Genomic DNA, 17,540 nt, shown 5'->3' with positions numbered 1-17,540 from the left:
AAGAATGCGAAGGCAAGGCGAAACCAGCTACAAAGATACTTCATTCGGAATTATCCCACGCTCAAAACTAATTCCATTAGAAATAGAAGGGATTAAAAGAGCGTGGGATTTTGTATTAGCCAGCCGGAAGCGCGGAAAAATTCCTATTACTCCCGGCTTTATTTTAAAAACACACAAGGCTGGTTTTGGATGGATCTTTCCAAAAACCGCTGGCCGGTACAGGTCTTTAGATGTTAGAGTTTCAAATTATGAACCCCCGAAATTTTATCTCTTACCGCAACTGATGCTGAATTTTACTAATGATTTAAATATCCGGATGAAGCATATTCCTTTAATTGATGATGAAAGTTTTTTTGAAGAACTGGTTGGCTTATTGGCTTGGGCGCATCATCAATTTTTATGGATTCATCCTTTTAACGATTACAACGGAAGAATCGGCCGGCTTCTAATTAATATGATTTTATTGAACCTTGACTTGCCGCCTGCTGAATTAGAGGTTGAGACAAGGAGCGGAAGAAAAAAATATGTTGAAGCTCTCGGGGCGGCTGACCAGGGAAACAATAAAAAGTTAGAAAAGCTCATTTACTCGGCTTTAAAGGAGGCTTTAAGAAATTTGGATCAGAATAGAAAAACATGAAAGCTTTAGCCGAGAACAAAAAAGCGTTTTTTGATTATGAATTACTGGAAAAAATTGAAGCCGGTCTGGTTTTGTATGGCCATGAAGTAAAATCGATTAAGACCGGGCACGTCAGCCTGAAAGGCTCGTATGTTACTTTCAAGCTGTCATCCAAACCGGGAAAACTGCCTGAAGCCTACCTGATAAACGCCCATATTCCTTTATATAAATTCTCTAACCAGAAGTTGCCGCACGACCCTTTGCGCTCGCGAAAGCTTTTGATAAAGAAGAGCGAAATTAAGCATTTAATGGGCAAAAAGCAAGAACAAGGCTTGACATTAGTGCCCTTGAAAATATATACTGTACGTGGTCTAATAAAGCTTGAATTCGCGCTGGCCAAGGGAAGAAAAAAGCATGACAAGCGCGAAGTAATTAAGAAAAGAGAGCTGGACCGGAAGATTAGAACTTTGACAAGAAATAAATAAAATAGGGGATGATCGGATTCGATAATAATCATCCTTCTAGTATTCGGTGCAGGCGTTCCGGGAGCCTGCCAAACACCCGGAAAAACATAAGTGCAAAATCATTTGCCAGCAAGGTTAGCAACGGCGTTTTCGCTGTTCCAGCCTTCGCTCCTGTTGTAGCTTAACTAAGCCGCAACCATTCGCCCGGTGATTTCTGATATCCGGTAGCGGGTGTTATAACATCAGGATGCATCCGCGGCCCGCCTTTGGCAGCGGATTAAGACTTAATAGGCTAGCCGCTATTTGTTTTGTCTGGTTTTTAGGATAGCGGTTAAACAACAAACCGGAATATTTCCGTAAATGTGCTAGACAGTAGATTATTAGACGCGGGTTCGATTCCCGCCATCTCCACCATTTTTCCATTCTAGTCTAAAGGGTAAAGGCAATAGCAGACGTTTGTCTAAGCCTTTACTTTTTGTTATAATGGGAGATATGAGACCAAGAAGCTGGACAGAAAAAGAACTTCGCCAAGCAGTAAAAACGTCCTTAAGCATAAGACAAGTGCTGAAGAAATTAAATTTGCGCATGGCTGGAGGAAATTATACGCAAGTAAAAAAGTTCATAAAAAACTTGAAGATTGATGACAGTCATTTAAAGGGAAAAGGATGGAGCAGAGGATTAATAGGAATAGGAAAACCAAGAATAGCTTTAAATAAGGTTTTGGTTAAAAATAGTTATTTTCAAAGTTTCAAGCTAAAAAAACGCCTTTTTAAAGAAGGAATAAAACATCCAAAATGCGAAGAATGCGGCTGGGCTAAAAAATCTGCTGACGGGCGCATACCTTTAGAGCTTGATCACATCAATGGAAATAGCCGGGATAATAGATTAGTAAACTTAAGAATTCTTTGTCCTAATTGCCATAGTTTAAAACCGACTCATCGAGGCAGAAACAGAATGAGAAATGGTAATTAGGTCCAGTGGTGGAATTGGTATACACGCAGCACTTAAAATGCTGTGCCGCAAGGCATGTGGGTTCGACTCCCACCTGGACCACAAGTGTTCGCCTCTTAGTGGATTCTTACGAAGCTTGCACGTAAGAATTTACTTGGAAGCGGACTTACGCGGGTATCGTATAGCGGCTATTATGCTACCTTGCCAAGGTAGAGATGGGGGTCCGACTCCCCCTACCCGCTCAAAGAAAAAAGCAGCCCCCAAAAGGGGCTGTTTTTTGTTTTTTTAGCTAAACTTGCTATAATTAGACTTGTATCTATTAAATAAAGAAATCTATGTCTGTTGTTAGGAAGGGTGAAGGGTCGGCTGGTCGAAGTAAGGCCGAAATCCGTTCCCGGCCGAGAAGAAGTTTTTTATTTATTAAAAAAACGAAAATATGGAAATAAAGAGCTGGAAGTCAATATTCATAATAGCTTTTGTTGTCGGCGCCGCCACAGTCATTGTCTGGCTCGTTTCTGGCGGTAGCGGAGTCGCTAACTGGAATATTATTTCCAGAATCAAAACCAGGCAGGCCAATGAACCGACCACAAGCCAGGTAAAAACGGTTGACGGCGCGGTAAAGTTATATGTAAACGGCCGGGAATTAAATACCGCTTCCGCTCAATTATACTATTTTCCAGAACTTCGAGCCGCCGAGGATGTACCGGCGTATAGTTCGGCTGAATGGGTAAATAGAATGGAAAAAGTGATTGATGACGCCAAAAATAACGATACTAAAATTGTCATTCCCCAAATCTGGTGGTCTGATGTTGATAATGCCGCCGCGAGAACGAATAATCCGGAAACAAAGTATGATTTTGAGAGTCTGGACAAGACGATGGATTACGCGTCCCAAAAAGGAGTTTATATAATGTTAAGCTTATCCCTTCAGCGCTACGCGCCTGATTGGTGGCTCAAAGAAAACAATTTTCCTCCGCTTTATAACAAGGACAAGACTTGTGATTTTTGTGAAACAGATTCTTATGGCAATGTGTATGATAATCCCAGCATGAATAGCGACGTCACCCGAAAAGACTTCGGGGCATTTCTAAAAATTATTATTAACCGCTACAAAAATCATCCGGCGCTTATCGGCTGGGTAACCGGAATCGGCGCGACCAGCGAAGATAATTACGGGCCAAATTATCTCGCCATCGCTGGAAATCCCGGAGGAATTGGCGAGCTTGAACGAAAACCGCTGATGTTCACCGACTACTCGCCTTTTTTCCAAAGAAAATTTAAAGAGTGGCTAAAAGATAAGTACAAAACTAATTCAGCTTTGCAGACCGCCTGGAAAGATAATAAAATAGTATTGGACAAAGCTACTGTTCCCCCTTCCAAAGAACTGATCAAAGATTCGGACAAGTGGATGGGGCTTTTCCCCGAAGAGTCACAGCTGTGGCTAAGCGGCGATATAAATAATCTTACGGAAGAGGGAAAAGACTTTTACGAATTCCGGACTTTTATGGCAGACAGCAGCAGGAATTTTTACACCGATCTTTTTAAGGACAATGATCCAAGCCACATCCTTGTTTTTAATTCCGGCGGAAGTATTGCCGCTATGAATAACGCAAAAATTGACGGATTTATCCGGAATGATAATATCTGTTTTGACTGTTCATCATCATCAAAATTCCGCGAAGACCAATATCTGGGGATTATTTCTTCAGTAGAAAACGCCAATAAATACAAGAAGCTGTCTTTCTTTGGCTTTGAAAATGGCAGCGCCCAACAAACAAAGCGCGAATCCCCTGACCAAATTGCTTACGCGACGGCTATCGGGAAAGGAGTAAAATGCGCTGGCGGAATTTTTGGCTATGTTTCTGATCTGGCAACTAGGGGAGTCAGTATTTATCCTAGTTGGTTTTCCGAAAACAATCAGAAAGCGGTTAATGAAGTAACAAAATATGCTCCAGGAACGGATTGTTCCTGCCGGATAGTAAAAGACCTGTGGGAAAAGACGAGTTGTGATAGTGATCAGTCAAAAGATGGATGCCATTTTATCAGCAAGGCCTATAGCGAATATTGCCATGCCAGCGTTCCGGAATCTTCAGCTTCCCAGGATTTCAAACCGCCAGCCAACAATCCAGAGAATATAATCCCAAATGTAAACGCGCCTAAAAATAGCGGGCGATGCGGCGACGGGGTTTGTGATGACATAGAGAAAAAAGCCGGAGTCTGCCCGGAAGACTGCAAGGAGGGCTAAAATATTAAAGCCGGCTGAAATGCCGCCTCGGCTTCTGCCAGAGCTATTGAAACGGACGTAAAAAAATGAGAATGGCGATAAATTAAAAATCTTGAAGGCTTTGACAAAATTGACATTATCTCTGTATAATAGCCAGGAAAGATAACCTTTTTATTTTATGCGGAAAATTTGGAGAAGAGCCAAGCCAAAAGAAGAAAAGCGGTTTCGGGTCAATGATTTTATCAGGATTCCCCAGGTTTTTTTAATTGACGAAAATAATGTGAGGGTTGGAGTGGTCGCGATTGAGGAAGCGAGAAAAAAGGCTGAAGAAGCCGGCTTGGACCTGGTCGAAGTTGATCCGACTCCCAATCCTTCCATCGTAAAAATAATGGACTACGGGCAGTTCAAATATACCCAGGAGAAAAAGTCCAAAGCCAACCAGAAAGGGAAAAAAGCCGAACAAAAAAGCATCCGGCTGACAGTGCGCATCGGAAAGCATGACCTTAGCGTCCGGGTTGATCAAGGGGTAAAATTTTTGCAAAAAGGCCATCCCTTGCTTGTTGAATTACAGCTAAAAGGACGGGAAAAAGCCTATCCCCAGAAAGGGGAAGAGATAATGCGCGAATATCTGGCTGAATTGGAAAAAGCCGAGGGGCTTTCTTTGGTCCGCGACCAAGACTTGACAAAAAAGGGCGGAAGATTTACAATAGAGCTATCTAATAGGAGATAATTCTTCTAAATTCAGGTGTTTACCTGTTTTTTTATATTTACGGATATCTACAAAAGCCGTTAAACTTGGGCTACCCACGTTACGGTCCAATACTATGGGAAAACTGAAAACGCACAAAGCTACGGTTAAAAGGTTTAAAATAACCAAAAATAAAAAAGTCCTGAAAAGAAAAGCCGGACAGGACCATTTCAATTCCCGCGAATCGGGAAAAGTCACCCGCCGAAAGCGGAGAGACATTCTTTTGTCAAAAAGGGACGTGAAAAACATTAAAATGTTAATACCATATAATTAGAATGAAAAAGCCTGAATCCGGTGAAAGCCAGAGAAACAGCTTGAACCTCGATTCCTTACATAAATATGCCTAGAGTAAAACGCGCGAAAATTCACTTGAAGAAAAGAAGAAAAGTCTTATCCAGGACCAAAGGTTATAAATGGAGAAGAAAGAATACTATCAAACAAGCCAAGGAAGCCGTAGTTAAAGCCGGCGTCCATTCGTATATTGACCGGAGAAAGAAGAAGCGGGATATGCGCGGCCTTTGGCAGATAAGAATCGGGGCGATGGCAAGAAATTACGGATTAAGCTATTCCAAATTTATCCACGCCTTAAAAGAAAAAAATATCGGCTTGGACCGGAAAATTTTAGCCGATTTGGCGGTCAACGACAAAAAAGTTTTTGAAAAAATAATCGAAAAGGTGAAAGCTTAAAATTTTTCAATTATGAAATTTCTTCAAATAGTCCAGCCCATAATCGCCATCCTGCTAATGGCGGCCATTCTTCTTCAAAACAGGGAATCGGGGCTTTCGGGAGTTTTCGGCGGTTCAGGGACTGTTTACCGCACCAAACGGGGGGTGGAAAGAATACTTTTTATTTCGACTATCGTCTTGGCCGCGCTTTTCATTGGGGTCGGAATCCTTAATATGTTCCTTGGCAAGGCCTAAATTGCTATTCGCCTCGCGTCCCGTATCGGCTTGAAATTTTTGCCCGGCAATGTTATCCTATATACAGATATATTCTCCTAATTTTTAGGCGGCCGCTTCTCAACTCCTAACATAATTTCTAATTTTTTATTGCCTGTGGACTCTAAAAATTCGAAAAGCTCTAGTTTTTTTATAAGAATCGCGTCCCTTATCTCCCTGGGTAGGTTTAAAAATTTCTTTAATCGGGGGCTCTTCAAAAAGTTCGGCTCCATAAAAAGGGACGAAATCGACAAACGGCTCGTTTATTCTTTGTCCCCTTCAAAAATACCGACTCTCAAGCAGGTTAAATATTTAAAAATGTTTTTAAGCCCGCGCGAATCGTTCATAATGAAGATCTGCCTGGGCGTAATTATTTTAAACTTTTCTTTTTTGGGAATCCGCTTTTACCAAAATCATTTAAAAACCGTTCCCGAAACCGGAGGCGAATATCGGGAAGGGCTGGTCGGAACGCCGAAATATTTGAATCCGCTTTTTTCCTCCTTAAACGATGTTGATTCGGATATCAGCCAGCTGGTTTTCTCCTCGTTATTTAAAAGAGACCGGGAGGGGAAATTGGCCGGAGACCTGGTTGAAAGCTATAAAACAAGTCCGGACGGAAAAACTTACGATTTGAAAATCAGGCCGAACATCAAATGGCATGATAAAGAGAATTTAACGGTAGACGATATTGTTTTTACGTTTTCCGCGATAAAATACAGTGAATACAAATCTTCGCTTTATTCAAGTTTCGGAGGAGTTGAGCTTCAAAAAGTTGACGACCAAAATATCCGCTTTACTTTGACCGAATCTTATGCCGCGTTTTTAGACCTTTTAACTTTCGGCATTATTCCCCAAAGGCTTTGGGAGCAAATTCCGCCCAGTTCGGCGCGGCTGGCTGAATTGAACTTAAAACCGATTGGTTCCGGGCCTTATAAATTCAAATCCCTGGTTAAAGACAAAAATGGGAATATCCGGGCCATTAATTTAATCCTTAATCCGGATTATTACGGCCCCAAGGCTTATATTAAAGAAGTTGATTTTTATTTCTATCCGGCTTACGAAGAAATGGTCTCGGCTCTAAACGACAACCAGATTGACGGGATAAATTATCTGCCCAAGAGCATGAAATCTAATATTGTCGCCGCCGGCTCCTATAATTTCAACAAGCTCGTACTTCCCCAATTGACCGCCGTTTTTTTCAACCCGGCCAATAATGGGATTTTAGCCGATAAAAAGGTTAGGCAAGCCCTTAATTACGCGCTTCCTAAAGAAAAGCTCGTTAATGAAATTTTGGGGAAAGACGATTATAATTTAATATACTCGCCGATTTCATCCGACAGCCCTTACTATTTTTCCGAGATTAAAAAGTACGAAAATAATTTGGCTGAAGCCGAGAAACTTTTAAAGGATGCCGAATGGCAGTCGGGCGAATTAAATGATGAGGCGATAAAGAAGGCCCAGGAAGATTTAAATTCAAAAGACGCGGACGCCAAAGCTAAGGCCGAAACGATTATCGCGATGGGCAAAGGAAAATGGCTTTTAAATAAGAGCGGCAAATATTTTATCTTAAGGCTTACGACCGTTGATGTCGAGGAAAATTCTAAAACAGCGCAGTTTATAAAAGAAAGTTGGGAGAAAATCGGGGTGAAAGTTGAAGTCCAGCTGTTGCCGGTCGAAGAAATCCAAAATTTGGTGAAAAACAAGGATTATGAGGCGCTCCTTTACGGAATTACCCAAGGCGCCGACCCCGACCCCTACGCTTACTGGCATTCATCCCAGGCGGAGAAAGGGCTGAATATCGCCAACTACAGCAATAAGACCGTGGACGCGCTATTGGAAGACGCGCGAGCGACCCTAAACGCCGGCGTCAGAAAGGATAAATACAAAAAATTCCAGGAGATTATCGCTGATGACGTCCCGGCCATTTTTCTTTATTCCCCGATATACGATTATATTCAAAGCAAGAGCATTAAAAATTACGGGGTTATAAAGATATACGCGCCGGCGGACCGGCTTTCCGATATTAACGAATGGTATATAAAAACGAATAAGAAAATAGTCTGGTAACGGTTCTCATCAAGGGGATATGGTGAAATTGGCAGACACGCTAGCTTCAGGTGCTAGTGGCAGAAATGCCGTGAGAGTTCGAGTCTCTCTATCCCCACCAATTAAAAAACTACATCTCTTCATTTATTAATTAACTAAAAAAGATTGAATTGATGGAAAAGCGAGTTAGGCTCGCAATAAGAAAAATATGATTACAAAGTACAAACCAGCTTCCCGCCCGGGACACCCGGGAAGGGAAGCTAAACCGAAGCGTACCGGTTTTTCCAAAGATCCGGCCGCAAGAAAGATGGGCTTTCCTTTCCGGGGTGCAGAAACCGGAACAGAAACGGCCCGGCCGGTGATATCAACCGGACGGTTAGCTACCCCGCCGGCCTTCGCAGGAAGCAAAACGGCCGAAGCGGAAAAATTAAAGATTATCGTTCTCGGCGGCCTGGAAGAAGTCGGCCGGAACATGACCTTAATCGAATATGATAAGGAAATTATCATTATCGACATGGGACTCCAGTTTCCGGAAGAAGACATGCCGGGAATCGATTACATTATTCCTAATACCGCCTACTTGGAAGACAAGCTGGATTGGATTAAGGGGGTAATCATCACCCACGGGCATATGGACCATATCGGCGCCATTCCCCATTTAATGGGTAAAATCGGCAACCCGCCGATGTTTATGGGCAAGTTAACGGCTGGCTTGGTCAGAAACCGGGTTCAGGAATACAGGGATTGCCCAGTCTTAAATATCCAGGAAATCGACGAGAAAGACCATGTCCGGATGGGCAAAAGCTTTATGGTGGAGTTCCTTAGGGTAAACCATTCCATCCCGGATTCTTTTGCCGTGATTATTACCACTCCGGTCGGTAAAATCGTCCATACCGGCGACTTTAAGATTGATTACTCGCCGGTCAACGACAAGCCGGCGGATTTAAACCGGATCGCCCAAATCGGCGGCGCGGGCATCCTGCTTTTGATGGCTGACTCGACCGACTCCACCCACCCGGGCTACCAGGTCTCTGAATCTTCCATCGGCGACGAAATGGGAAAGATTTTCGAGAAAACCGACGGCCGGATTATTATCGGCACCTTTGCCTCGCAAATCAGCCGCGTCCAAAAAATATTTGATATCGCCGAAAGATTCGGGAAGCGGATTTTTCTCCAGGGGCGGTCAATGAATACGAACGTGGAAGTGGCCCACCAAATTGGCTACCTTAAATTCAATCCGCGAACACTGATAAACAACGAAAATGAACTGCGAAAAATCCCGGACAACAAAGTGATTGTCCTTGGAACCGGCGCCCAGGGCGAATCGAACGCCTTCTTGATGCGGGTCGTTAACGGCGAACACCGGTCAGTCCATTTGCAAGAAGGGGATACGGTTATCTTTTCTTCCTCGGTCATTCCAGGTAACGAACGGACCATCCAATCTTTAAAGGATATGATTGTAAGACAAGGCGCCAGGGTTATCCATTACGAAATGATGGACGTCCACGCCGGCGGCCACGCCAAGCAGGAAGATTTGAAGCTCATGATGCGGCTCTTTAAGCCGGAATACTTCATGCCGATTGAAGGCAACCACTTCATGCTCCGGGCCCACGCCGATTTAGCCGAGCAGGTAGGAATCTCCAAAGAAAAAATATTCGTCGCCGACAACGGCCAGGTGGCTGAATTTTCAAAGTCCCGGGAAGGGGCTACGGTCGGAAAGCTGACTAATAATAAGGTGGTAACGGATCACGTAATGGTGGACGGGCTCGGCGTCGGAGACGTATCTAACATCGTGCTCCGCGACCGGCGGGTTATGGCCGAGGACGGCATGATCGTAATTATCGCCACTATCGATTCTTCAACCGGCGATATTATCGGCAACCCGGACATAATTTCCCGCGGCTTTGTTTATATGAAAGAAAACAAGGAATTGATTGAAAAGACCCGGATGAAAGTGAAAAAGATGGTAAAATCTTTAGACGCTTCCACTCCGGCCGACGATGATTATCTGAAAAATAAAATTCGGAACGAAATCGGCTCATTTCTTTTCGGCCAGACTAAAAGAAGGCCGATGGTTTTACCGGTGGTGATCAGGGTATAAGGACGCGGACTGAACATAGAGCGAGTATTGTTTGATTTAAAGGGCGGCAGAAATGCCGCTCTTTATTGTGCCAAACAAAACACCGCCACTAGGGCGGTTTTTTAAACGCATTTTTTAATTTCTGGCGGGCTATTTTCTTACCAGCATGGCTTCGGCGTCGGCCCAGCGTTCATTCAGCTGATCTTCCATCTGCTCGTAATCGTCATCATCGGTGATTTTTCCTTTTTCCTGAAAATAGGCAATGGTTTCGTCGATAAACTGCTTGTAAGCCTCGCGGTCATAGGCGCCTTGCTCGCGCATTTTTTTCATTACCAGGTCGAAAATTTCCTGTTGTAAATCGTCCATATAGTTAGTGTTCAATTTGATTATGTCTGACGACATAATCTCGCTCGCTCGCCCCGCAAATGCGATGCGGGACTCACTCACTTCGATTATAACAAATATAAAGCAGATGTAAATATCATCTGTTTTTATTATTAAAATTCGGTTAATTTTTCACTATTTCAGAGGAAGATTGGGCTCGGTTTTTATCTTATCAAAGCGGGTATAGGCTTTCCTCTTAGCCCGGAAATATCCGGCCGAAGCGATCATGGCGGCATTATCGGTCGTGTATTTAAGTTCCGGGATGTGCAATTTAGTTTGCGGCAACTGTTTTTTTATGGCTTCGCCCATTTGTTTTCTTAATTCAATATTCGCGGACACTCCGCCGGCCAGCATTATGGTTTTTGTCTGGTTGGCTTTTGCGGCCTTGAGTGTTTTATGGATAAGTACGTCCACCGTCGCCTGCTGGAATTCATGGCAGTATTCAGGAATTTTATTTTTCCAATCCGGATCTTTTTTAATCTGATAGAGGAGTGCCGTTTTTAATCCGGAAAAGGAAAATTCAAAATTCGGCGAATCAATCATCGGACGGGGAAGATGGATGTCGCCTGGTCCTCTGCCATGAGTAAGCGCGGTCTGGGGTTTAGTAAACTTAATCGGTGTCGTGGTTTTTGCTTTTTCCGCTAGCTTGGCAATTATTGGACCGCCAGGGTAGCCGACGCCCATAATCTGCGCGGCTTTGTCAAAGGCTTCGCCGGCCGCGTCGTCCCGGGTCTCGCCAATGGTTTTATATTTCCCGTGAGCTTTCATTAAAACCAACTGCGTGTGCCCGCCGGATACGGTAAGTATTAAGGCTGGAAATTTGATATTAGGGTTGTTGATGAAGTTGGCGTAAATATGTCCTTCAATGTGGTTAACCGCTACCAAGGGCAATTTCCAGGCATAGGCTAAAGTTTTAGCGGTTTCGACGCCAACCATTAAGGATGTAACTAATCCCGGGCCAATAGTAACCGCTAAAGCGTCCGGCCTTTTTATTTTCGCCTTAGCCAAAGCTTCGTTTATAACTGGCAATATTTTTAGGACATGTTCCCGCGCCGCCACTTCCGGAATAACGCCGCCGTATTTTTTAAATATGCCGATTTGCGATGCGATGATATTTGAGAGAATGGTAACTTTTTCACCCTTTCCCTCGGCTACCGAGGCGGCGGTTTCATCGCAACTCGTTTCAATGCCTAATATTTTCATGTTAGTTTTTTGTATAATTTCAAATACTCACCAGCCGATTTTTTCCAGGAAAAATCTTTTTTCATGCCGTTAAGCTGTAATTTTTTCCACAGGCCTGGTTTATTATAGTACCTGTCCAAAGCTTTAATCAAGGCGTGGGCCAGGGCTTCGGACGTATAATTCTTAAAGCTAAATCCCACGCCGGGATTAACGGTATCTTTTAGTCCGCCGGTGGCGCGGACTATTGGAATACTGCCATAACGCATTGCAATCATCTGGGTTAAGCCGCAAGGCTCGAATTTTGACGGGACTAAGAACAGGTCCGAGCCGGCGTAGATTTGGCGGGCCAGCTTTTCATCAAAACGAATCAGGGTTTTTATATTTTTCGGGTATTTTTTCGCCAGATTTTTTAGCTGTTTTTCGTATTTTTTTTCTCCGGTCCCTAAAAATACAATCTGCCAGGGCTTTTTTATGGAATTAACCTGACTGATTAGCTTCTCGGTAAAAAGTTCAATGCCTTTTTGCCCGGTCAACCGCGTTACGACGCCGGCTAAAAGGATTTTTTTATCCGGTTTCCAGCCGAGTTTTTTCTGCAAAAATAATTTATTTTTTATTTTTTCGCGGATGGAACCTGACGTGAAATGGTATCGGACAAGCGGGTCTATTTGCGGGTTATATTCGGCCGTATCAATTCCGTTTAAAATTCCGGAAAGGGATTTTTTCTTTTTTTGCAGTTTTTTTTCCAGCCCGGCACCGAATTCATGGGTTAAAATTTCTTTGGCATAAGCCGGGCTAACTGTGTTTACGAGATTGGCTCCGAGTATGCCTTCGGCCATGAAATTTTTTCCGCCGGTTTTTCCCTGATTCGCCAGGTTGTGGATGGTGTACAAAATTTTTGTACGGCTATAGAAGCGGTTAATTTTTTTTCTGTCTTTAATCATGTCCGGAGCCAAGGCAGTATGCCAGTCATGGGCGTGAATGATCCCGGGCTGGAAGAATAAAAATTCCATGGCTTTGAGCGAGGCGCGGGTGAAAAAGGCAAAACGCCGAACGTTTACCGACTCATTATTTTTCTTCTCTGACATATAAATTTTTTTGGAAGAAAAAAAATAATGCTTGATCAAGTATACAGGAATTCTCGTTCCCGGAAGATACGTATTATAGAGGGAAAATTTTTCTTTCTTATTATTAAGATGAACGGATAAATTGTTAGTAATGAGTTTAACCGGATATTTTTTTATATCAATACAGCCGTAAAAGGGCAGACACATCCTAATCTCGCAGACGTCTTTGTCTAGAGCCTTAGGCAGGGCGCCCAAAACGTCAGCCAATCCGCCGACTTTGGCCAAAGGCGCGATTTCGGCTGAAAGAAAAAGGATTTTAATCCGCCGGCTGTTTTTAACGGGTGATGTTTTTTTCATTTTTTTGGAATACCATTAAATTTTTAGCTACCCACCAAACCGCTTTTTTCTCCGCCATTTCTTTCCGGACCACTCCGGTGAGCTTTGTCTTATACGTGAAGCCGCTAGCCTTAAGTTTTTTTTTCCAGTAGGCATGCGGCCTTTCGTTAATATGCCCGATTAACAGGTCTCCCTGGCCGGGCGTGGCGGCGGTATAAATAAGCGTGTCTGAAAGCCGGACCAGGCTGTTTATCAAGGTGTTTTCGCAAGTTTCGGGCAAATGTTCGGCTACTTCGACGCAAAGGCAAAGATCGAATTTTCGGCTTAATCTAAGGGGTTTGACAAGGTCGTGATATTTAATTTTATCGCCAACTAGTGAATTTTTTATTGCCGCCGGAGCGCCATCATAGCCCGATATTCCAATTCCTTTTTTTTCGAATTCCTTCAAATAAATCCCGATTCCGCAGCCGATGTCGATAACTGATTTAGGCCGGAAGCGCTTAATTAGAATATTAACCACGGCTTTAGCCGAAGACTCCTCAAGCTTTAGAGTCCGGTCAAAAAAACGCTGGTCATAAATACGGGTATCAACTGCCATGGATTTAGTTAATATCCAGTCCGGCCATCGTTTTAGCTAAGAGCTCTTTGGCTTTTTGGGGCTGGGGGTTATGGAAAAGGAAAAGGAAAATCGCGGTTCGAAAACTGGTCCAATAATAATAAGTTTTTATCCTTTCCGCTAAATCAGGCGTTAATTTAAGGTTCGTTTCATGAAGATAGGCGTCGAGAAATATTTTTTTTAGCTTTTCAATATATCCGCCGTCCTCGAATTTTTTCCGGCACTTATATTCGAGCTGTTGGATAAACGCGCCCAAGTCGCGGGCGAAATCGCCCAGGCAGATATCAGTAAAATCGATCATGGCGATTTTTTCTTCACTGACCCGGATAACGTTCTCTGAATGGGCGTCCCCATGGATTAGGCACCTGGCTTTTGTCTCATCCAGATGTTTTTCCTCGCGCCCTATTATTGCCTCGTAGCATTTGGCTACTGAAGCCAGCTGGTCCGGGTAACGGTCGCGAATTAAATTTAGCGTTTCTTTCCGCCCCGGGATTATAGTTTCCACCCGGCTGTTTATTTCGTTGAAATTCTGGGCCGCCCCGGCTGGAAGGCGGTGGAGCTTAGCCAGCCAAAGGGCGGTCTTTTTGACCAGGCTTTCGATTTCGGCAAAATTTTTGGATTGAATGTAATAGTAAAGGTTTTTTCCCCTGACTCCGCGGTAAAAAACAGCGTTATACTCGGACTCGAAAAAAAGCGGCCGGGGAATAGTGAAATTGCCGTCGGAGAAACTGGAGTCCCATAAAAAAGATAAAGCCGTAAAAACATTTTTTCTCGGTTCCGCGCTATGCGCCGACGTGTAAATAAGCAGTTTTACCGTTTCCCCGCTATTTTTTTTGAAAATTGTCTCGTATTCAAAGACAACATGATAAGCTTTATTCCAGATATTTTTTTTAATCGGATTGATAGTAATTTTTTCGATTGACCGAAAAGCCGGATAAAGCGGCAGAACTTTTTTTCTAAATAAATCGGCCACTAATTGCTCGTCCAGCAAATTGTAAATCTTGTTCATAACCATTTTTATTTTATTGCCTTTAATCCAAGGCGGATTTTTAGCTTATTCTCCTCTCCAATGCTTTTCCCAAATTAGCTTTTTAATTTCCAAAGCCATTTTTTCGGCTTTCAATTTGGTCTTTAAATCAGTTAATTTTTCCAGCGAACGGATTGAGCGCGTAAGCTCGTTTACGCCTTTTTCAACCTCATCCGGGCTCCAGGCTTTAGGCCCGAAAGAATGGCTAAAATCTTTTCCCGAGGCCCACCAAAAGCCGCAGCTTGAGAGCCCCCGGGCTAAATGCCAATAAGACCAATAGCTGGCGCCTGGTTCAGGCGCCGAAGCCTCGCTTTTATGCTTTAAATATTGCTTTTGGGCCAAATTAGCGAGCTTCCATAGTTTAACGTGGATTTTGTCGCTTCCGGACCAAAGGGAAAACGCTTCGCCTCTTTTTAATTCTTCCGCGGTTGTTTCCCAGGATGAAGAGACAATTTTTAGTTCCTCGGGCGGCTCTTTTTGGCAATCAATATACTCGGAAATAGAAGCGGTTTTAAGCTTATCATGGCTCAATAATTTTGCAAAATTCCTTGAATGATCATTGTGTTTTAAGCCGTAAAGCTCGGCATCAGTCGCGGTAATCAGGGTTTTTCCCTCAAGCTTTCCCCAGTCTTCGAGTAGGTGCTTAGGGATGTAGCCGGATGACCGGCGCCGGTTGCGGAAAACAACTTTCAGCCCGCTGTTTTTGTCCAAATAAATTTTTGACGTATCAATTTTCCCGAGCCCTTGCCCGGCCGAAATTTCGTCTAAAATTATCCATTCATATTCGAGCCTTTTTATCATTTTTGCCGCCTCCGGCGAATAGGCCATCTCGGGGAAAAAAAATCCCCTCGGCCTCGGGCAATCAAAAAATTTTTTTAAAATTTTTTCCTGCTCTTTTATCTGTTCAATCGCAACTTTACCGCGGATTAAGGGCAAAAGGGGATGGTAGGCGGCGGTTCCGGCGATTTCCAGCTGGCCCCTTGAAAAAAGCCGGGCAAACCTTTCGATTAGCGGCTGGTATTTGAGATCTTCGTCAAAACGGAGAAGGAGGCAGCCGGACAGGTTTATGGTGAATTTTACTTTCGGATTTTTTTCAAGGCAATCCAGGATATAAAAATAACTTTTTTCCGCCGCTTCGATAATTTTTTCTTTTTCAATATTGGCGGGCTGGTAGAAATGGAGGAAATTTATCCAAAGCATAAATGTCTGGTTAGGAAGGTATTAAAGGCGCGATGCCTAACCCAATAATCCCTGGCGCGGTTTGGCCGCAACCGGCTTAAAGGCTTGCTCGGTAATTTTTAAGCTCAATGCTTTGCGGTATAAGGTAATATATTTTTTGGCCGGTATTTCCCAGCTACTCGACTGCTTCATCGCCCGTCCGGCAATAGAGCGCCACATCGGCCGGTTTTTATATATTTCCAAAGCGATAAGAAGCGCGCCGTACAGGGAATAGGTATCAAAATTATTAAAGCTGAACCCGGTGCCTTGATTTTTTCTTATATCATAATTTTCCACTGTATCGTACAACCCTCCCACTTTCCGGACAATCGGCACGCATCCGTAGCGCATGGCAATCAGCTGGTTGATTCCGCAGGGTTCGTGGAAAGAAGGCAGGACAAACATATCTGAACCGGCATAAACCAAGTTTTCTAATTTTTGGTCAAAAGGCAGCCAGGCGAATTTTTTCGGATATTTTTTTTGGAAGCTTTTAATTTGGCTGATGTATTCTTTCTCGCCGTCGCCCATAACCACCAGCTGGACATCAAGCCTGGAGAGCTGGTCAAGAATTTTTACGATCAGCTGGAAGCCTTTTTGAAAGGTTACCCGCGAGGTTACGCAAACTAACGGAATTTCGCGGTTAACCGCCAGACCCAGTTTTTTTTGCAGGAATTCTTTATTGACCTTTTTGCGGTAGATGGTCTTGGTGTTGTAGTTTTTAACCAAGGTGCCGTCTTTGACCGGATTGTAGGCGTTGTAATCAATGCCGTTGATGATGCCGAAAAGCCGGTTTTCCCGGTTAGCTAGAATCCTATGGAGATCCTGGCCGAAATTTTTGGTCATTATCTCTTCCCGGTATTGTTCGCTTACGGTGTTAATGACGTCAGCGTTTAATATCGCCCGTTTGGCGAAATTCACGTATTCCAAATCCGGCGAAGCGAATCTCGGAATTTTGCTCTTGCCGTAATCTTTTTTTTCAGCCGGCACTTCCCACCAGTTTTGGCCGAATTGGAAAGCCAGGTTATGGATGGTGTAAACGGTTTTGGCTTTTTTTAATGAGGAAGATAATTTGAAGTCGGCTTTCAAATAATAGGGAATCAGGCCGGTATGCCAGTCGTGGCAATGGATAATATCAGCCTTGAATTTTAAAAGGGTTAAAAGTTTCAGGGCGGCTATATCAAAAACCAAAAAGCGGGCATTCTCGCGGCTTCCGCCATAGATCTTTTCCCGCTTGGAAAAAAAATTCGGCTCTTCGACAAAATAAATTGGAAGGTCTTCCATTAAAAAGCCCTTCCAAAAATTTATCTTAAATTCTTCCTTGTCGATTTTTACCCCGACGCCTTCGAAAATCAGCTTTAAATCATACTCTTCTTTGGCAATTATTTTGCCGTAAAGCGGAGTGATTACGATTATTTCATGGCCGAGCCTTTTAATCGCTTTTGGCAGGCTGCGGGCTACGTCCGCCAAACCGCCAGTCTTGGAAAAAGGCGCCACTTCACTGGCAATGGAAACAATTTTCATAACTGAAGTGAGTGATCCCCGCAAATGCGGGACTAGCGAATTAGATTATTTCATCAGAAATAATTAAAGCGAGGGAGTCCGCACGCTGACAGCGTGCGGACGAACAAGATTATATCTTAGGCGC

General features: G+C 43.6%; 17 protein-coding genes, 3 tRNA genes and 1 other RNA gene. 14 read left to right on the top strand and 7 right to left on the bottom strand.

From position 1 onward, the window contains the following. Positions 1-4: 4 nt before the first annotated feature. The 14 genes from WC715_01985 (at position 5) to WC715_01920 (ending at position 10,089) form a co-directional block, all read left to right on the top strand. On the top strand, positions 5-637 hold the full coding sequence (locus WC715_01985) for a Fic family protein (GenBank protein MFA6171212.1): 633 nt from the start codon (positions 5-7) through the stop codon (positions 635-637). After that, positions 634-1,101, top strand: a complete 468-nt coding sequence (smpB, locus tag WC715_01980; protein MFA6171211.1) for an SsrA-binding protein SmpB — start codon at positions 634-636, stop codon at positions 1,099-1,101. The genes WC715_01985 and smpB overlap by 4 nt, the downstream gene beginning before the upstream one ends. 4 nt (positions 1,102-1,105) lie before the next feature. Beyond that, positions 1,106-1,494, top strand: a transfer-messenger RNA (tmRNA) gene (gene ssrA / locus WC715_01975). 78 nt (positions 1,495-1,572) lie between these two features. Continuing rightward, a complete protein-coding gene (locus WC715_01970) occupies positions 1,573-2,052 on the top strand; it encodes an HNH endonuclease signature motif containing protein (protein MFA6171210.1) in 480 nt (159 codons plus the stop codon). Then, positions 2,052-2,133: transfer RNA gene (locus WC715_01965), tRNA-Leu, on the top strand. Before WC715_01970 ends, WC715_01965 begins: the two co-directional genes overlap by 1 nt. 68 nt (positions 2,134-2,201) lie before the next feature. Next, a tRNA-Gly gene (locus WC715_01960) sits at positions 2,202-2,273 on the top strand. 194 nt (positions 2,274-2,467) lie between these two features. Further along, positions 2,468-4,276, top strand: a complete 1,809-nt coding sequence (locus WC715_01955) for a beta-galactosidase (GenBank protein ID MFA6171209.1) — start codon at positions 2,468-2,470, stop codon at positions 4,274-4,276. 157 nt (positions 4,277-4,433) lie between these two features. After that, complete coding sequence (gene infC, locus WC715_01950) at positions 4,434-4,985, top strand: translation initiation factor IF-3 (GenBank protein MFA6171208.1); 552 nt, start codon at positions 4,434-4,436, stop codon at positions 4,983-4,985. Positions 4,986-5,079: 94 nt separating this feature from the next. Continuing rightward, positions 5,080-5,277, top strand: coding sequence for a 50S ribosomal protein L35 (gene rpmI / locus WC715_01945; GenBank protein ID MFA6171207.1), 198 nt, complete (start codon positions 5,080-5,082; stop codon positions 5,275-5,277). Between the two features lie 65 nt (positions 5,278-5,342). Continuing rightward, on the top strand, positions 5,343-5,690 hold the full coding sequence (rplT, locus tag WC715_01940) for a 50S ribosomal protein L20 (GenBank protein ID MFA6171206.1): 348 nt from the start codon (positions 5,343-5,345) through the stop codon (positions 5,688-5,690). Between the two features lie 12 nt (positions 5,691-5,702). Continuing rightward, positions 5,703-5,924 (top strand): preprotein translocase subunit SecG, encoded by a 222-nt coding sequence (gene secG, locus WC715_01935; GenBank protein ID MFA6171205.1) that lies wholly within the window; start codon positions 5,703-5,705, stop codon positions 5,922-5,924. 135 nt (positions 5,925-6,059) lie between these two features. Next, a complete protein-coding gene (locus tag WC715_01930; protein ID MFA6171204.1) occupies positions 6,060-8,009 on the top strand; it encodes a peptide ABC transporter substrate-binding protein in 1,950 nt (649 codons plus the stop codon). Between the two features lie 13 nt (positions 8,010-8,022). Continuing rightward, positions 8,023-8,109: transfer RNA gene (locus tag WC715_01925), tRNA-Leu, on the top strand. 87 nt (positions 8,110-8,196) lie between these two features. Then, on the top strand, positions 8,197-10,089 hold the full coding sequence (locus WC715_01920) for a ribonuclease J (protein ID MFA6171203.1): 1,893 nt from the start codon (positions 8,197-8,199) through the stop codon (positions 10,087-10,089). A 129-nt stretch (positions 10,090-10,218) separates the two neighbouring features. Here WC715_01920 and WC715_01915 read toward each other — a convergent pair whose 3' ends face one another. From WC715_01915 to WC715_01885, 7 genes are all read right to left on the bottom strand, one after another. Beyond that, the gene (locus WC715_01915) at positions 10,219-10,434 is read right to left on the bottom strand and encodes a hypothetical protein (GenBank protein ID MFA6171202.1); all 216 of its coding nucleotides are present in this window, start codon (positions 10,432-10,434) and stop codon (positions 10,219-10,221) included. 153 nt (positions 10,435-10,587) lie between these two features. Further along, on the bottom strand, positions 10,588-11,655 hold the full coding sequence (tsaD, locus tag WC715_01910; GenBank protein MFA6171201.1) for a tRNA (adenosine(37)-N6)-threonylcarbamoyltransferase complex transferase subunit TsaD: 1,068 nt from the start codon (positions 11,653-11,655) through the stop codon (positions 10,588-10,590). Next, positions 11,652-13,055, bottom strand: coding sequence for a glycogen/starch synthase (locus tag WC715_01905; protein ID MFA6171200.1), 1,404 nt, complete (start codon positions 13,053-13,055; stop codon positions 11,652-11,654). Before WC715_01905 ends, tsaD begins: the two co-directional genes overlap by 4 nt. Then, entirely contained in the window at positions 13,033-13,632 is a 600-nt protein-coding gene (locus WC715_01900) for a methyltransferase domain-containing protein (GenBank protein ID MFA6171199.1), read from the bottom strand. The genes WC715_01905 and WC715_01900 overlap by 23 nt, the downstream gene beginning before the upstream one ends. Before the next feature lie 4 nt (positions 13,633-13,636). Continuing rightward, positions 13,637-14,659 (bottom strand): aminoglycoside phosphotransferase family protein, encoded by a 1,023-nt coding sequence (locus WC715_01895; protein ID MFA6171198.1) that lies wholly within the window; start codon positions 14,657-14,659, stop codon positions 13,637-13,639. Between the two features lie 45 nt (positions 14,660-14,704). Continuing rightward, positions 14,705-15,877 carry a hypothetical protein gene (locus WC715_01890; GenBank protein MFA6171197.1) on the bottom strand — a complete coding sequence of 391 codons (1,173 nt, stop codon included), beginning with the start codon at positions 15,875-15,877 and terminating at the stop codon, positions 14,705-14,707. A gap of 36 nt (positions 15,878-15,913) precedes the next feature. Continuing rightward, entirely contained in the window at positions 15,914-17,416 is a 1,503-nt protein-coding gene (locus WC715_01885) for a glycogen/starch synthase (GenBank protein MFA6171196.1), read from the bottom strand. Between the last annotated feature and the right edge of the window lie 124 nt (positions 17,417-17,540).

The organism is Patescibacteria group bacterium (assembly GCA_041661505.1).
Lineage (GTDB): Bacteria > Patescibacteriota > Patescibacteriia > Patescibacteriales > JBAZCA01 > JBAZCA01.
The sequence above is the reverse complement of the archived record's forward strand: the minus strand, read 5'-3'. Positions and strand labels throughout refer to the sequence as shown.

Excerpts from the sequence above, each read along its gene's own strand:
- WC715_01955 (MFA6171209.1), top strand. The coding sequence starts at position 2,468 with ATGGAAATAAAGAGCTGGAAGTCAATATTCATAATAGCTTTTGTTGTC.
- WC715_01890 (MFA6171197.1), bottom strand. The coding sequence starts at position 15,877 with ATGCTTTGGATAAATTTCCTCCATTTCTACCAGCCCGCCAATATTGAA.
- infC (MFA6171208.1), top strand. The coding sequence starts at position 4,434 with ATGCGGAAAATTTGGAGAAGAGCCAAGCCAAAAGAAGAAAAGCGGTTT.
- WC715_01885 (MFA6171196.1), bottom strand. The coding sequence starts at position 17,416 with ATGAAAATTGTTTCCATTGCCAGTGAAGTGGCGCCTTTTTCCAAGACT.
- WC715_01920 (MFA6171203.1), top strand. The coding sequence starts at position 8,197 with ATGATTACAAAGTACAAACCAGCTTCCCGCCCGGGACACCCGGGAAGG.
- smpB (MFA6171211.1), top strand. The coding sequence starts at position 634 with ATGAAAGCTTTAGCCGAGAACAAAAAAGCGTTTTTTGATTATGAATTA.
- rplT (MFA6171206.1), top strand. The coding sequence starts at position 5,343 with ATGCCTAGAGTAAAACGCGCGAAAATTCACTTGAAGAAAAGAAGAAAA.
- WC715_01900 (MFA6171199.1), bottom strand. The coding sequence starts at position 13,632 with ATGGCAGTTGATACCCGTATTTATGACCAGCGTTTTTTTGACCGGACT.
- WC715_01905 (MFA6171200.1), bottom strand. The coding sequence starts at position 13,055 with ATGAAAAAAACATCACCCGTTAAAAACAGCCGGCGGATTAAAATCCTT.
- tsaD (MFA6171201.1), bottom strand. The coding sequence starts at position 11,655 with ATGAAAATATTAGGCATTGAAACGAGTTGCGATGAAACCGCCGCCTCG.
- WC715_01970 (MFA6171210.1), top strand. The coding sequence starts at position 1,573 with ATGAGACCAAGAAGCTGGACAGAAAAAGAACTTCGCCAAGCAGTAAAA.
- WC715_01985 (MFA6171212.1), top strand. The coding sequence starts at position 5 with ATGCGAAGGCAAGGCGAAACCAGCTACAAAGATACTTCATTCGGAATT.
- rpmI (MFA6171207.1), top strand. The coding sequence starts at position 5,080 with ATGGGAAAACTGAAAACGCACAAAGCTACGGTTAAAAGGTTTAAAATA.
- secG (MFA6171205.1), top strand. The coding sequence starts at position 5,703 with ATGAAATTTCTTCAAATAGTCCAGCCCATAATCGCCATCCTGCTAATG.
- WC715_01895 (MFA6171198.1), bottom strand. The coding sequence starts at position 14,659 with ATGAACAAGATTTACAATTTGCTGGACGAGCAATTAGTGGCCGATTTA.
- WC715_01915 (MFA6171202.1), bottom strand. The coding sequence starts at position 10,434 with ATGGACGATTTACAACAGGAAATTTTCGACCTGGTAATGAAAAAAATG.